The sequence below is a fragment of the Spirosoma sp. genome (assembly GCF_048594605.1).
Taxonomy (GTDB): Bacteria; Bacteroidota; Bacteroidia; order Cytophagales; family Spirosomataceae; genus Spirosoma.
Map to the genome: position 1 here is coordinate 1 of NZ_JBMDWV010000294.1, position 12,656 is coordinate 12,656.

The 12,656-nt window shown below is 49.5% G+C and carries 11 protein-coding genes; 2 read left to right on the forward strand and 9 right to left on the reverse strand.

The features are described from left to right. Positions 1-824 (reverse strand): DUF4932 domain-containing protein (locus ACOJS8_RS17680; protein WP_420149871.1); only part of this gene is annotated, 824 nt, incomplete at its 3' end. A 2-nt stretch (positions 825-826) separates the two neighbouring features. Then, a complete protein-coding gene (locus ACOJS8_RS17685) occupies positions 827-4,267 on the reverse strand; it encodes a DUF1553 domain-containing protein (RefSeq protein WP_420149872.1) in 3,441 nt (1,146 codons plus the stop codon). Between the two features lie 216 nt (positions 4,268-4,483). Here ACOJS8_RS17685 and ACOJS8_RS17690 point away from each other — a divergent pair, with 216 nt between their 5' ends. Both ACOJS8_RS17690 and ACOJS8_RS17695 read left to right on the forward strand, forming a co-directional pair. Continuing rightward, the gene (locus ACOJS8_RS17690) at positions 4,484-4,960 is read left to right on the forward strand and encodes a RidA family protein (protein WP_420149873.1); all 477 of its coding nucleotides are present in this window, start codon (positions 4,484-4,486) and stop codon (positions 4,958-4,960) included. A 3-nt stretch (positions 4,961-4,963) separates the two neighbouring features. Continuing rightward, positions 4,964-6,079 carry a D-TA family PLP-dependent enzyme gene (locus ACOJS8_RS17695; protein WP_420149874.1) on the forward strand — a complete coding sequence of 372 codons (1,116 nt, stop codon included), beginning with the start codon at positions 4,964-4,966 and terminating at the stop codon, positions 6,077-6,079. Positions 6,080-6,137: 58 nt separating this feature from the next. Here the strand turns inward: ACOJS8_RS17695 and ACOJS8_RS17700 are convergent, their stop codons facing one another. From ACOJS8_RS17700 to ACOJS8_RS17730, 7 genes are all read right to left on the reverse strand, one after another. Beyond that, positions 6,138-7,643 (reverse strand): c-type cytochrome domain-containing protein, encoded by a 1,506-nt coding sequence (locus ACOJS8_RS17700; RefSeq protein WP_420149893.1) that lies wholly within the window; start codon positions 7,641-7,643, stop codon positions 6,138-6,140. Between the two features lie 27 nt (positions 7,644-7,670). Then, positions 7,671-8,741, reverse strand: coding sequence for a twin-arginine translocation signal domain-containing protein (locus tag ACOJS8_RS17705; protein WP_420149875.1), 1,071 nt, complete (start codon positions 8,739-8,741; stop codon positions 7,671-7,673). A gap of 167 nt (positions 8,742-8,908) precedes the next feature. Then, the gene (locus tag ACOJS8_RS17710) at positions 8,909-9,361 is read right to left on the reverse strand and encodes a DUF4890 domain-containing protein (RefSeq protein WP_420149876.1); all 453 of its coding nucleotides are present in this window, start codon (positions 9,359-9,361) and stop codon (positions 8,909-8,911) included. Between the two features lie 95 nt (positions 9,362-9,456). Beyond that, on the reverse strand, positions 9,457-9,939 hold the full coding sequence (locus ACOJS8_RS17715; RefSeq protein ID WP_420149877.1) for a GAF domain-containing protein: 483 nt from the start codon (positions 9,937-9,939) through the stop codon (positions 9,457-9,459). A gap of 1 nt (position 9,940) precedes the next feature. Beyond that, a complete protein-coding gene (locus tag ACOJS8_RS17720; RefSeq protein ID WP_420149878.1) occupies positions 9,941-10,447 on the reverse strand; it encodes a hypothetical protein in 507 nt (168 codons plus the stop codon). 67 nt (positions 10,448-10,514) lie between these two features. Then, positions 10,515-11,351: a rod shape-determining protein MreC gene (gene mreC, locus ACOJS8_RS17725; RefSeq protein WP_420149879.1), complete on the reverse strand. Its 837-nt coding sequence runs from the start codon at positions 11,349-11,351 to the stop codon at positions 10,515-10,517. Between the two features lie 99 nt (positions 11,352-11,450). After that, positions 11,451-12,476, reverse strand: coding sequence for a rod shape-determining protein (locus tag ACOJS8_RS17730; protein WP_420149880.1), 1,026 nt, complete (start codon positions 12,474-12,476; stop codon positions 11,451-11,453). Positions 12,477-12,656: the final 180 nt, after the last annotated feature.

The following is a 12,656-nucleotide window of genomic DNA, read 5'->3' on the forward strand; positions in this document are numbered from 1 at the left end:
GTCTGCATACCCGCCACATCCAGCGAATCACGGTAGCTGTTGATGAGCCGGTTATAATACGGCTGATGTCTCCTGTAGAAATCGACGAATTTACTTTTTCGGGCAAATTGCTGCAATTGGCCCATATACGGACGTAGCGAATTTTCTTTTCCCCAGGCAGTGCGATCATACACTGGACTTTGCCGAATAGTGCCTTGTCGGTCAATCAGAAATGAGTAGGCATCCATCTTCAGCGGAAAATAATCGCTTTGATTCTTAGTCAGGACAGAGTCCAGTATGGTGATAATCGGCTCGTGACTGTACGGCGTAAAATAGGCCATCAGCTCCTTGTAATAAGGCGTATCCTTCTCGATTAAGTCAGACTCCTTCTGCTGTGTTGCTTTCGTCAGAGCGAACGCTATGTTGATTAGCTCATACGTTTCCGGAATTTCAACAAATGTTTTTCCCTTATTCTCTTTCCGATACGTATCACTGAATATGGCTGGCTCTACATAAGGCCAGCCGTAAATTTGCGTAAAGGCGCTATCGCCTGCAGGGGTCAACACCACAAAATCAATCACATCGTTCCGCTTCACCTCCCGTACGAGTGAATCGTTTTCCGCAATGAACGCAACCCGCACAGGCTTCTCCTTAACAGTTACCTCAAACTTATCAGGTCTGGTGTTAGGGTCAATACCCCAGCTTTGGGCCCGATACTCATTACCCACCCGAATCGACAGGAGCTTTCCATTCGTCCGCAAAACGGGCAGTTTGTCTTGAGCCAATGCCACACGTTGCCCCAATACACTCACCAGAATTAATCCGATCAGAAACGTTGCTCGCATGCTTATCGCTTAACTATTGCTTCGTCAAAATTCATTACGGTGCTGGCTACTATGGTCAAGGAAGCTAGTTCGTTAGGATTCAGCATTTTATCAACCGGATACTCCCCTACTGAAAGCAGTTCTGCAGCTCGTTTCGGATTCTTTTTAAAATCGGCCAATTCTTCGGCATAAAGCTGTTTCATTAACGCTAGTTCCTGCGGTCTGGCAGGGCGGCTGATCACAGCTTTAAAGAAATAATTTATCGGCTGCTCAGCACCCTGCCCCCCCTGCCCCATACTCTTCTGCGCCAAAACTCGCGCAGCTTCCACAAACTGTGGATCGTTTAACGTAACGAGGGCCTGCAAGGGCGTACTGGTTTTCTGGCGTTTAACGATGCAGGTATGCCGTTCGGCAGCATCAAAATTGAGCATCATCGGCGCGGGCGACGAACGCTTCCAGATCGTGTACATCGACCGTCGATACAGGCTGTCGCCCTTGCTCTGAACGTATTTTATGGCGTTACGTGTCGCCAGTGCTTCCCAGATACCCGCCGGTTGGTACGGACGAACGCTGGGGCCGCCGATACGTTGCGTTAACAACCCACTCGCGGCCAGTGCATTATCGCGTACCTGCTCCGCCGACATTCGGTAGCTGGGGCCACGCGTTAGAAATACATTGTCAGGATCAGCTTCCCGCGCCTTTTCCGTCACAACCGAGGATTGGCGATACGTAGCGGACATAACAATCAGCTTATGCATTGCTTTGGTATTCCAGCCGGTCTCCCGAAATTTGACTGCCAGGTAATCCAGCAGCTCAGGATGCGAGGGTAAAGCGCCCTGGTTGCCAAAATCGTCGCTGTTTTTAGCAATTCCCTGACCAAAATATTGTTGCCAGAATCGGTTGACCATCACCCGGCTAAACAGGGGGTTTTCGGGCATTAACAACCATTTTGCCAGGCCCAGCCGATTTTTCGGAAAATCATCCGGCAGAGTAGGCATGCTATGAAGAACGGCAGGTTTTACAACATCTCCGGGAGCATCGTAAGCGCCCCGTTTCAGAAGATGCGAGACGCGCGGATATTTCTGCTCGCTCATCACCATCACCTGATCTGAGTTTGTGTATAGCATCAGTTGATCACCCCGCAGTTTCATCGCTTCAGCAAAATTCTTCCGATACGTCGAATCCTGAGTTGTTACGTAGTACGTGTACAAACCGGCTCGCTGTGCGGGTGTCCGTTTAGTCGCTGGCGTTTGTAAGGCAAGCGCGAGTACGTCGGGGCCACCCGCCAGTTTTGTCATTTCGGCAGGCGTCAGGCAACGCTTGTAGATACGTAGTTCATCAACGGCGATATCTTTATAAAAATAATCGTGCATCCGACCAACGTAGAACGGGTGTTGTGCCCAGTGCGTCTTGTCTTTCCCCCAAACAATGCTGTGCTGAAGGTTGTCGGTAACAACCCGCGTCCGCATGGGCTTCCCATTCAAATACAACGTTAGACCATTTGCCCGGCCTAGTCCATTATAGGTAAACGCCACCTGAAACCACTGATGAGCAGGCACTTTATCGACCGATTCAATATCCAGCGCATTGGCAGGCCAGACATGACTCAGCGTCAGTTTCAGCCGACCGTCGGCCAATAAATCGAGTTGATAACCCCGCTGGCCATCCATCGGGCCCGTCGTACGGCCAAGCAACGTAGCGGCACTGTTGGCCTTCGCCAGATTGAACCAGCTGCTGATTGTAAACGGCTCATTCTGTTCAAAAACGCCAAAGTTAGATGGCAGGCTAATGTAACTGTCTCCGGGCAGATAGCGGGCATTACCAAACCGTCCTGGAACCTGATACGGCAAATTATCCGAATCGCCACCCAGCCAGGCCGGAATGGTATCGTCCACGCTGTTGGCGAAGGCGTTACGTGGGTCTTTCCAAAGTTCTTCTTTGGTTTTCCGCTTGACAACTTTTTTCTCTTCGGGTAGCTTTTTACCAAGCTTTTTCAAACGATCTTCCTCCAGCTTGCGCTTTTCGCGTTCCAGTTTCCGTTTTTCATTGTCCGCTTTTACAAATGCCTTAATGTCTGTCCGGTCAGCTTCATCAAACGTGTAATGCGCAATCAGTCCCACATCCGACAGATTACCGGCGGGCTGAGCGGTGGTTACCCATTGGTTAAAGCGTTGCTGATATTCCGGGCGGTTGGTATTGAGTTGCTGTTCGAGCGGAGTGAGCTTTTCACGAATGTATTTGAGTTTCGCGTTCGTCTCGGCGCTCGTTAACGTAATGGTTGGCGCTGCCTCGCCGTTGTACGGAATTTGTCCCCGCTCGTTATTTGTGTTGAAAAAAGCGTAGAGTGAATAATAATCTTTCTGGCTGATCGGGTCGTATTTATGATCGTGGCAGCGCGCGCATTCGGTAGTCAATCCCAAGAACGCTTTTCCGAACGTATTGACCCGATCCGCTACGTATTCGGTGCGGTACTCTTCATCAACAATACCGCCTTCCTGACTTTGCTGGTGATTTCGGTTGAAGGCCGTGGCCAGCAGCATATTCTGGTTCGGATTTGGCAACAGGTCTCCGGCTAGCTGCCACGTAACGAACCGATCGAAGGAGAGGTTACGATTGAACGCCCGAATGACCCAGTCGCGGTAAGGCCAGGCCGTACGGAGTCCATCGTCCTGATACCCATGCGTATCGGCATAACGCGCTACGTCGAGCCACTCAACCGCCTGACGCTCCCCATAATGCGGACTATTCAGCAACCGGTTCACTACGTTCTCGTACGCATTAGGCGATTTGTCGGCCAGAAAAGCATCCACTTCGGCGGGCGTCGGTGGTAAGCCAATCAGATCCAGCGTAATGCGCCGGAGCAGGGTTGTTTTATCCGCTTCGGAAGCATGATTCAGCTTTTTCGTTTCCTGAGTTGCGAGAACGTAGCGGTCAATGTCATTTTTAATCCACTGCTCGTCCTTCACATTCGGAATCTCCGGCATGGTTGGCGCAATCAGCGACCAATGCTGTTTATATTCGGCTCCCTGTTCTACCCAACGTATCAACATCGCTTTCTCTTCCGTCGTCAGCGTCAGGTTCGACTTGGGCGTAGGCATCATTTCGTCAGGATCAGTCGAGAGAATCCGACTCACCAGTTCACTGCTGGCCAGATCGCCTGGCACGATGGCAGTATGTCCACTTTTTGCCAGAGCCTCATAAGCACCTTCGGGCGTATCAAGCCGTAGTCCGGCCTGTTGTTTGGCTTTATCGGGACCATGACACGCAAAACACCGATCCGACAGAATAGGCTTTACGTGCAGATTGTAATCAACTTTTTCGGGTAAACGGGCTTCAGCGGCTGCAATTTCAGCCGGCTTTTCGACTGATTTCCGGCAGGCCGTAAGCCACACCGACGCGCCGAACAAACCTGCTGTTGTCGTAAGCAAAAGGTATCGTAAGCGTATGTAAGACCAGACGGGCATACTAACAAACAACAAATTGATAATGAAACAATTTACAAATTTAATAACATAATCCCTACCAAAAACAACCTATTTTGTCATGAAAATAGCCAATTTTCACATTACTCTGCCGCAATGAGTGGGCCGCCTGAAGGAGATCCAATTAGAACGACAGCATACGAAAATGCGACGAATACCGTAATTTGAGCGCTCAAACTCATTGCAACTGTTTCTCTTATGTCAACCAGCGATCTTTCCCCAGAAGCCAATTTCAAAAAACTAGGGCTTACGCTACCACCCGCTCCTCAGCCTCTGGGCGTTTATAAACCTTATCTTATTGATGGCAAGTATCTTTACGTATCAGGACATGGACCTGTCCGGGACGATAAGAGTCTGATTATCGGACGGATTGGCGATGATATGGATATGGTCGAAGGTAAATTGGCGGCCCGTCAGGTTGGTCTGACAATTTTGTCAACCATACGCACCAACTTAGGTAGCCTCGACCGGGTAAAGCGCGTTATCAAAGTACTGGGCATGGTGAACTGCACAGGTGATTTCAAAAAGCACCCATACATTATCAACGGTTGCAGCGAATTACTGGCTGCCGTCTGGGGCGAAGAGAACGGAATTGGCGTGCGTTCAGCCGTTGGCATGGGTTCGTTGCCCGATAACATTCCGGTTGAAATCGAAGCGCTTTTTGAACTGGTCTGATCGATGACAGAAAAATCCTGGTACCAACTCAACGACCTATCGCAACTCGATACCCCCGCGCTGGTCATTTATACAGATCGGGTACGACAGAACATTACGTCGCTGGTCGATGCTATTGACGATGTGAGCCGATTACGTCCGCACGTAAAAACGCATAAAACACGCGAAGCTACGCAGTTAATGCTTGAAGTGGGAATTCGTAAATTCAAGTGCGCAACCATTGCCGAAGCCGACATGCTGGCCCAGTGCGGAGCACCCGACGTACTGCTGGCTTATCAGCCCAACGGCGTCAAAATGCATCGTCTGCTGGCGCTCATCAAAGCGTATCCCGATACGCAGTTTTCCTGTTTGGTTGATAACATTGATACCGCCCATGAGCTATCCCGGCAAGCCGTAGAAGCCGGTGTGGTTGTTCCCGTATATATTGATTTGAACGTAGGAATGAACCGCACGGGTATTACGCCTGATGAGAACGTAGTGACCCTTTACGGCGAACTTGACAAGCTGGAAGGGCTACACGTAATGGGTCTGCACGCTTACGACGGACACATGCGCCATCCGGACATAGCTGTTCGAATACAGGAATGCGATGCTGCTTTTCAGCCGGTAGAACAGCTTCGCGATAGACTAGTATCGCTCGGCTTCGAAAGGCCTATTATCGTAGCGGGCGGTAGTCCCAGCTTTCCCATTCACGCTCGCCGGGCCGATGTAGAGTGTAGCCCCGGAACGTTTGTGTATTGGGATCGAACGTATCGGGATATGCTGGCCGAACAACCGTTTCAGCCAGCTGTACTGGTTGTGGCGCGGGTTATTTCGCTGCCTGGCCCTACGAAAATATGCCTTGACTTAGGGCATAAATCCGTAGCCGCCGAGTGTCCGCTGGAGCAACGCGTCACGTTCCTGAATGCCCCCGAACTGAGAGCGGTTGGCCAGAGTGAAGAACATTTAGTGGTTGAAGCAGGTGAAGGTCACTCCTACCGCGTTGGCGACGTATTGTACGGTCTGCCCAATCACATTTGTCCGACCTGCGCGCTCTATGAACGTGGAGTTACAGTTGAAAACGGCAACGTAACGGGTGAGTGGCGAACGGTTTCGAGAGATCGTATTCTGACGTATTAATATACAGGACGGCGCCGTTTATGCCTGGCTTTGCCAGCTGTGAACGGCGGCCCGTCTTTTACGGTTTCTTCTCTTCGTCTTTCTGTTTAGCGGCATTTTTGGCGAGTTCGGCAATCGCTTTTTCATCGAGACCGCCAACGACGTCGAGTTTGGGAAGGGCTTTTTTCAGGTCAGCGATACCCTGTTCTGTTACCTTCGTTTGCCAGAGATAAATGGTTTTCAGGTTTTTCAGATTGGCCAGCTCAGCCAGCCCAGCGTCGGTAACAGCGGTACCGTAGAGATTTAAATACTCCAGATTGGTCAGTCCCTTGAGTTGTTTCAGGCCTTCATCTGTAATCCTGGTTTGCTCCAGATGAAGTTTCTGCAGATTCTTCAGTTTGGCTACCTGTGCTAACGTAGCGTCGGAAATTTCAGTGTCGCCCAAGCGCAGCCAGACAACCTGATTAGCCAGTTTGGGTAACGTAGCAGCCTGCGCATCGCTGAACGTTCGGGCATTAACGGCGCTCACTTCCAGTTGATTTTGCTCTTTCGATAAGGGCAGTACGAGCAATCCCGTCTTTTTTACGTCTTCGATAATTTTCGGATCAGCGGCTGGTAGCTTCATCGTTAACACTGGTGATTCTGGAGCAGGTCCAGACGCTACGTTAGAACTCCCTGAGCCAACCGGTCCATTGCCGCCAAGTGATGCCAATACGGGCCGAATCGCGTCGTTTACCTTCAGGTCTGACACTTTTTTATCGAACGTAGCGCCCTCATCGATCCACCAGGTTAGCAGGGCAATCTGACTTTCCGTCAACTGCGGTTTTCCTTTCGGGGGCATGTGGTGATCATCCTCTTCCGGCAGCAGACAAACCTTAATCAGATCGCTGTTTTTACTGTTGCCCGCTACCAGCACCGGGCCATCTTCAGAGCCTTTCTTAATCTTATCAGGCATATCGAGTCGTAACCCCGCCTTCGATTTATCGGCGTTATGACATTGTACGCAACGTGTTTGTAGAATCGGATTGACAATCTGCTGGTATACTTGGGCCTGATTGACGTCGGTGATCGGCTCAAACTTGATTTCCGGTTGTTTTGGCGATAATCCGGCCAACGTACGTATTGGAGCAGGCGCGTATTGGGTCAGATAATCCGAACCGTGAGTCAGATTTCCGCCCAAGTGTCCGGCCGACAGCAACAGAACTACCGCCATGCCCAGCGCTGGTAAATACAGAATTGGTGCAAACGAAATGATACGTCCCAGATTCTCCGACTTAACGGCCCAGGCTAACCAGGCAAAAATGGCCACAGCAATGCCCTGCCACATATGCGAAGAAAGCGTTTCGGCATCGTAGCCGCCTGCCAGCGACAGCATATACCCAAATACACAGGCTAACGTAGCACTCACCGCCGACCAGAACAGAATCAGCGTAATGGTATGCTGACTGACGGAATTTCGGCGAGTCAGCCGGTCCAGTTCGAGCAAGCCCGCAATGAGTAGAAACCCGATTGGTAAGTGAACAATAAGCGGGTGAAAGTGCCCCAAAAACAATACCCAGTCAGCCAGTTGCGCCTGTAGCAGCATGAACGTATTAATTATCAGCAAATAAAGTTAGGATACCCGTTCCAATTTAATCGGGTATGTCTTTTTGGACGCCCATTGGGCAACATAAATATTATGATCTTCATCGACCAGTACGTCGTGCGGATGCAGAAACGGCGAATTGTTACGGTCCTTACGCTGTTCGGTCAGTTTATTATTCTGGTAGACAGGCTCCGTACCGCCGGGCGTCGAAACAGCCCGATCGTTTTTGTCCAGGATAGTAATGTACCCTGAATCGGGATACGCATCGGATGTACTGCGGAACACGGCTCCGTAAATATTCTCGCCATGAATAACCGGCCGACAGATGTAGGAACCCGGCAGGGCAATGGTCGATTGGTATTTCCCATCCAGAGAGAATCGTTTGAGCGCGTTATGCCGCCGGTCGGTGATTAATAGCGTTGGGCTGGCTGCGACCCGACGATCGACCACAATGCCGTGACAACAGTCGAACGTATCGTTGGTTTCTCCTTTGCCGCCAAATGTCCGGATAAGTTTTCCGTTTTTGTCGTACTGCATTACGTAATTCAGGCCGTAACCGTCTACTACGTAAATGTCGCCATTAGCTGGATTGACGGCTGTTTCGGTTGGTTTGAATTGGGTTGGATGATCGTACTTACCGCTTTCTCTCGGATACTCCAGTTTCATCAATTCACGACCTTTCAAATCAGTTTTGATGACCTGATGGCGCTCGTAATCCGTAATGATCAGGTATTGATCATTTCCCTCTCCGCCAAGCGTCAGACCGTGTGCGCCGGGATAACTGGTACCCCAGGTCTCCAGTAATTTACCCGACTTATCGTAAATAATTACGTTGTTTTTGGTTTCGTTGGTCAACAGAATGATACGTCCTTTGGCATCCTGGACCATTTCATGACAGTCATTTACCGGGTTCTTTCCCGCATCCAGAACGCCCCAGCCCGGCACTACCCGGTACCGGAAACCATTGTGGCCTATTACGGCAACCTCGTTCGCCGGTTTTTTGGCTTTGGCTGATAAGAAGGTGGGAATGGCTATGCCAGCCGCTGTTGCAACCGACGATTGTTTAAGAAAGGAACGACGTGAGAGAAAAGACGTCATGGCTTGAAAGAAGCTAAGTTTACGGCAAAAGAATAGAAAGCATAAACTTTACTGCAACTGCGTTCCGGCAACCGTTCTATTCTTCCGGAAAAGCAAAAAACCAGCCGTCTGACCATCCAGGTATATACCTGATAGTCAGACGACTGGTTCATTAGCCGGTGATCGGATTAACTCCGGCTACCCTTATCTTCGCCACGGGCTCCGTGACGTCCACGACCGTGGTGCATACGCTCTTTCATCGACTGTAGTTTGGCAAACTGATCGGCCGTCAGAATGCTTTGCATTTTGGCCTTATAGTCGTCAGCATTGGCTTTCATCGCCTGTCCTTTTGCTTTTCGGTCATCAGCGTTTTTGCGTATTTCATCAACCTTCTGGGCGTGTGTCAGCGTAGCGTCATAGACTTTTTTCGAAGCCGTCTGGTCCAGACCCAATTCCTTCGTTATTCGGTCTGTCATTTTACGGGCGCGTGTCTCGGGGTCAACCATCGGGCGTTGCGGCCTTGCGCCGTTACGTTCGACGCGCGTGGGGACCTGTGCATCAGGCGTTGTGGTTTGTTGCGCTAACAGAGGTAGCGACAAGAATGAAAGGAATAGGCCACTCAGGGCGATTTTCTTAAACATGGTTCTGGTTGTTTATATCCGAACCTATGAGCAAGAAATCGGAACAGGGTTTAACTGATACGTCTTATTTAAGACTTTTTAACGTAGCGTTTTGCTTAGAGAGCCGTGATTAAAGCTGCGATTTTTTCCAGCCCCTCGCGATCAATTTCACTAAAATCGTTCAGTTGATCACTGTCGACATCCAGCACCATCGTTACGTTGCCATTACGATCAAACACTGGCACAACAATTTCCGATTTCGATGCTGAACTACACGCAATATGCCCCGGAAACTGCTCAACGTCAGGTACGAGTATGGTTTCCTGGCGTGTGTAAGCCGCTCCACAAACGCCTTTATCGAACGCAATACGTGTACAGGCAATGGGCCCCTGAAAAGGCCCGAGCACCAGCTGATTGTCTTTTCTGAGATAGAAACCAATCCAGAAAAAGTCAAAAGCTTCTTTTAAGGCAGCCGTGATATTAGCCAGGTTCGCCACCAGGTCCGATTCGCCATCGACGAGGGCAGCAATCTGCGGAATCAGACTATCATAAACGACCTTTCGATCGGTGGTCTGCGGAATACTGAGTGTTTCGGCCATGCTAATTTCTGGTAAAAAACTGGATCAGCACGATACTTACCGTAGTGAATAACGTGCTGGCCAGTATACGGATAAGCGTTGGTATGATCAGTGTTAAGCTGCTGGCTTCAATAAAAAATAAAGCCGTATGATGAATGAACGCCAGAACCAGTACGTAGCGGAAAAAAGCGCCCGTCCCCAGTTGGCGCAACCCGAATTCAATTCTTGTTTCGAGGCCAGGTACATCAATCAGCGTCCGCACGATCAACGGGCGGCAGTAGGCCATGAGCACCGTAGCAGCCGCGTGCATACCCAACGTATTGTAGAACGTATCGACAATGACGCCCGTCGCAAAAGCAATGAGCAATACCCACGTCTGATTGGTCTCGTTCGGAAGGAGCAGAATGCAGGCTATATAAATAAAGCAAAACGCATAATCGAATAACACGACATTCCGGACAAGCACAATTTGCAGGATCAGATATAGAGCAAATAGGAATAACGTGGATAAGATCTCGCGTAGGGTCATTTAGTTTCGTTATCAGTCCAGAATCAACAGTGGTTAGTATAAATACCAGCGACTGTTGATTCTGGACTTATTTTTCCTTTTCAACTTGTTTTTCCAGTTGTTCCTGCTCGGCCTGCAAACGATTTTCGATCACGTACACGAAGGCCAGGTTACTAAAATCGGTAGCCAGATCAAGCGTAATGTCGTGGAAGGTCTGGTTTGGCTGAACCCCAACCGACCGAACCCGACCGACCAATATGCCTGGCGGAAAGGTTGAGTTAAATTCGGATGTGATAACCGAATCACCCTTTTCAACCGGCTTATAACGTAACACATCATTTAGCTTAATCAGGTGCGGATCGGAGCCGTCCCACTTCGCCGAACCAATTTCACTCGCTTTTACCAGCCTTGAGGATACAAGAAACTGAGAATGCAGTATCGACGTAATGTACGAGAAGTGTGGACTGCATACTCTTACTTTACCGACTACGCCTGTTGGCGAAATAACCGCCATTCCTGGCCGAATTCCGTCCTCGGCGCCTTTATCGATGGTAATATAGTTATTGGCAAACTGGGTTGTATTATTCACCACTTTAGCCACCGTATACTTAAATCGATTGGCAAAGATCGAATCAGCCAGATACGCCGTAGGGGCGGCAGGCTTGCTTTGCATCAGTTGCGTTAACCGGGCGTTGAGTCGTTGATTTTCCAGCGCCAGATCAGCATTCACCTGCCGCAGGCTGGCGTATTCATTAGCCGCATTGGACCATGCCAACACCTTTGCCGCATACCGGTTTGAGGTATTGAAGTACGTAGCGCTCCAGTAGTTGCTGGTGTTGATAATGAAGTAAAAACAAAGTACCTCCAGCAACACAAACAAAATGAAATGGCGGCTTCGAATGAAAAAGTCAACTAACTCTCCCATATAAACGAGTAACGCGGACGGCCCTGGCTACCCGTATGCTAAGTTTGCCCAGTAAACAGACGGCGACAAAGCCTGGATAAAAGATCCGCGTTACAATAATTAACTGATCAGAACGGATTTATACATGTCAAGGTTTTTGATCACTTCACCCGTTCCTTTCACCACAGCCTTAAGCGGATCGTCGGCCACATGAATCGGCAGCTTGGTTTTTGCACCCAATCGTTTGTCGAGACCGTGTAGCAAAGCGCCACCACCCGTCAGGTGAATACCATTCGTATAAATATCGGCCGATAGCTCCGGTGGCGAAATTTCGAGGGCTTTCATTGTAGCCTCTTCGATTTTGGAGATCGATTTATCGAGCGAGTAGGCAATTTCGCTGTACGTCACCTTAATTTCTTTCGGGATACCCGTCATCAGGTCACGACCACGAATTTCGTAGTCCGATGGTGGATTATCCAGTTCAGGTAGTGCCGAACCCACTTCCATCTTGATTTGCTCGGCCGACCGTTCACCAATCAACAGGTTATGTTCCCGACGCATGTAATCGACAATATCGCGGGTAAATACGTCGCCAGCAATACGTATCGACTGTTCGCAGACGATGCCCGAGAGTGCAATGACCGCAATTTCAGTCGTTCCTCCACCAATATCCACAATCATCGTACCGTTTGGCTGCGTAATATCGATACCGATTCCGATAGCCGCTGCAATAGGTTCGTGCACCATGTACACTTCTTTAGCGCCCGCGTGTTCGGCCGAGTCTTTAACGGCCCGCTTTTCCACTTCCGTAATTCCCGATGGGATGCAAATAACCATTCGGTGAGACGGTGAAAATAGCTTGCTGCCTGTATCTATCATTTTGATCATCCCCCGAATCATCAGCTCTGCAGCTGTAAAGTCGGCAATTACACCGTCTTTCAGAGGACGTATCGTTTTAATATTTTCATTTGTCTTTTCGTGCATCTGCATGGCCTTATGACCAATCGCCAGCACTTTGCCACTCGCCTTATCCATTGCAATAATCGAAGGCTCATCTACCACAATCCGATCCTTGTGAATAATCAAGGTATTCGCTGTGCCCAGGTCAATTGCAATGTCGCTGGTAAGAAAATTAAAAAGTCCCATTAGTATGTTAAACGGAGAACGCTCTGTTACGAGTACAGTTTTCTGAAAAGTTTGCAAAAATATAGATTATTCAAGAGAATGTCATTCAATGAATAGCGTATAATGAAGAATGGATAATGTAAAGTACGGCTGCGGCATTGGCAGAGTGATTTTACAGGCCGCACCGCTCGCGGTTCCTTC

Excerpts from the sequence above, each read along its gene's own strand:
- ACOJS8_RS17685 (WP_420149872.1), bottom strand. The coding sequence starts at position 4,267 with ATGCCCGTCTGGTCTTACATACGCTTACGATACCTTTTGCTTACGACA.
- ACOJS8_RS17690 (WP_420149873.1), top strand. The coding sequence starts at position 4,484 with ATGTCAACCAGCGATCTTTCCCCAGAAGCCAATTTCAAAAAACTAGGG.
- ACOJS8_RS17695 (WP_420149874.1), top strand. The coding sequence starts at position 4,964 with ATGACAGAAAAATCCTGGTACCAACTCAACGACCTATCGCAACTCGAT.
- ACOJS8_RS17700 (WP_420149893.1), bottom strand. The coding sequence starts at position 7,643 with ATGCTGCTACAGGCGCAACTGGCTGACTGGGTATTGTTTTTGGGGCAC.
- ACOJS8_RS17705 (WP_420149875.1), bottom strand. The coding sequence starts at position 8,741 with ATGACGTCTTTTCTCTCACGTCGTTCCTTTCTTAAACAATCGTCGGTT.
- ACOJS8_RS17710 (WP_420149876.1), bottom strand. The coding sequence starts at position 9,361 with ATGTTTAAGAAAATCGCCCTGAGTGGCCTATTCCTTTCATTCTTGTCG.
- ACOJS8_RS17715 (WP_420149877.1), bottom strand. The coding sequence starts at position 9,939 with ATGGCCGAAACACTCAGTATTCCGCAGACCACCGATCGAAAGGTCGTT.
- ACOJS8_RS17720 (WP_420149878.1), bottom strand. The coding sequence starts at position 10,447 with ATGACCCTACGCGAGATCTTATCCACGTTATTCCTATTTGCTCTATAT.
- mreC (WP_420149879.1), bottom strand. The coding sequence starts at position 11,351 with ATGGGAGAGTTAGTTGACTTTTTCATTCGAAGCCGCCATTTCATTTTG.
- ACOJS8_RS17730 (WP_420149880.1), bottom strand. The coding sequence starts at position 12,476 with ATGGGACTTTTTAATTTTCTTACCAGCGACATTGCAATTGACCTGGGC.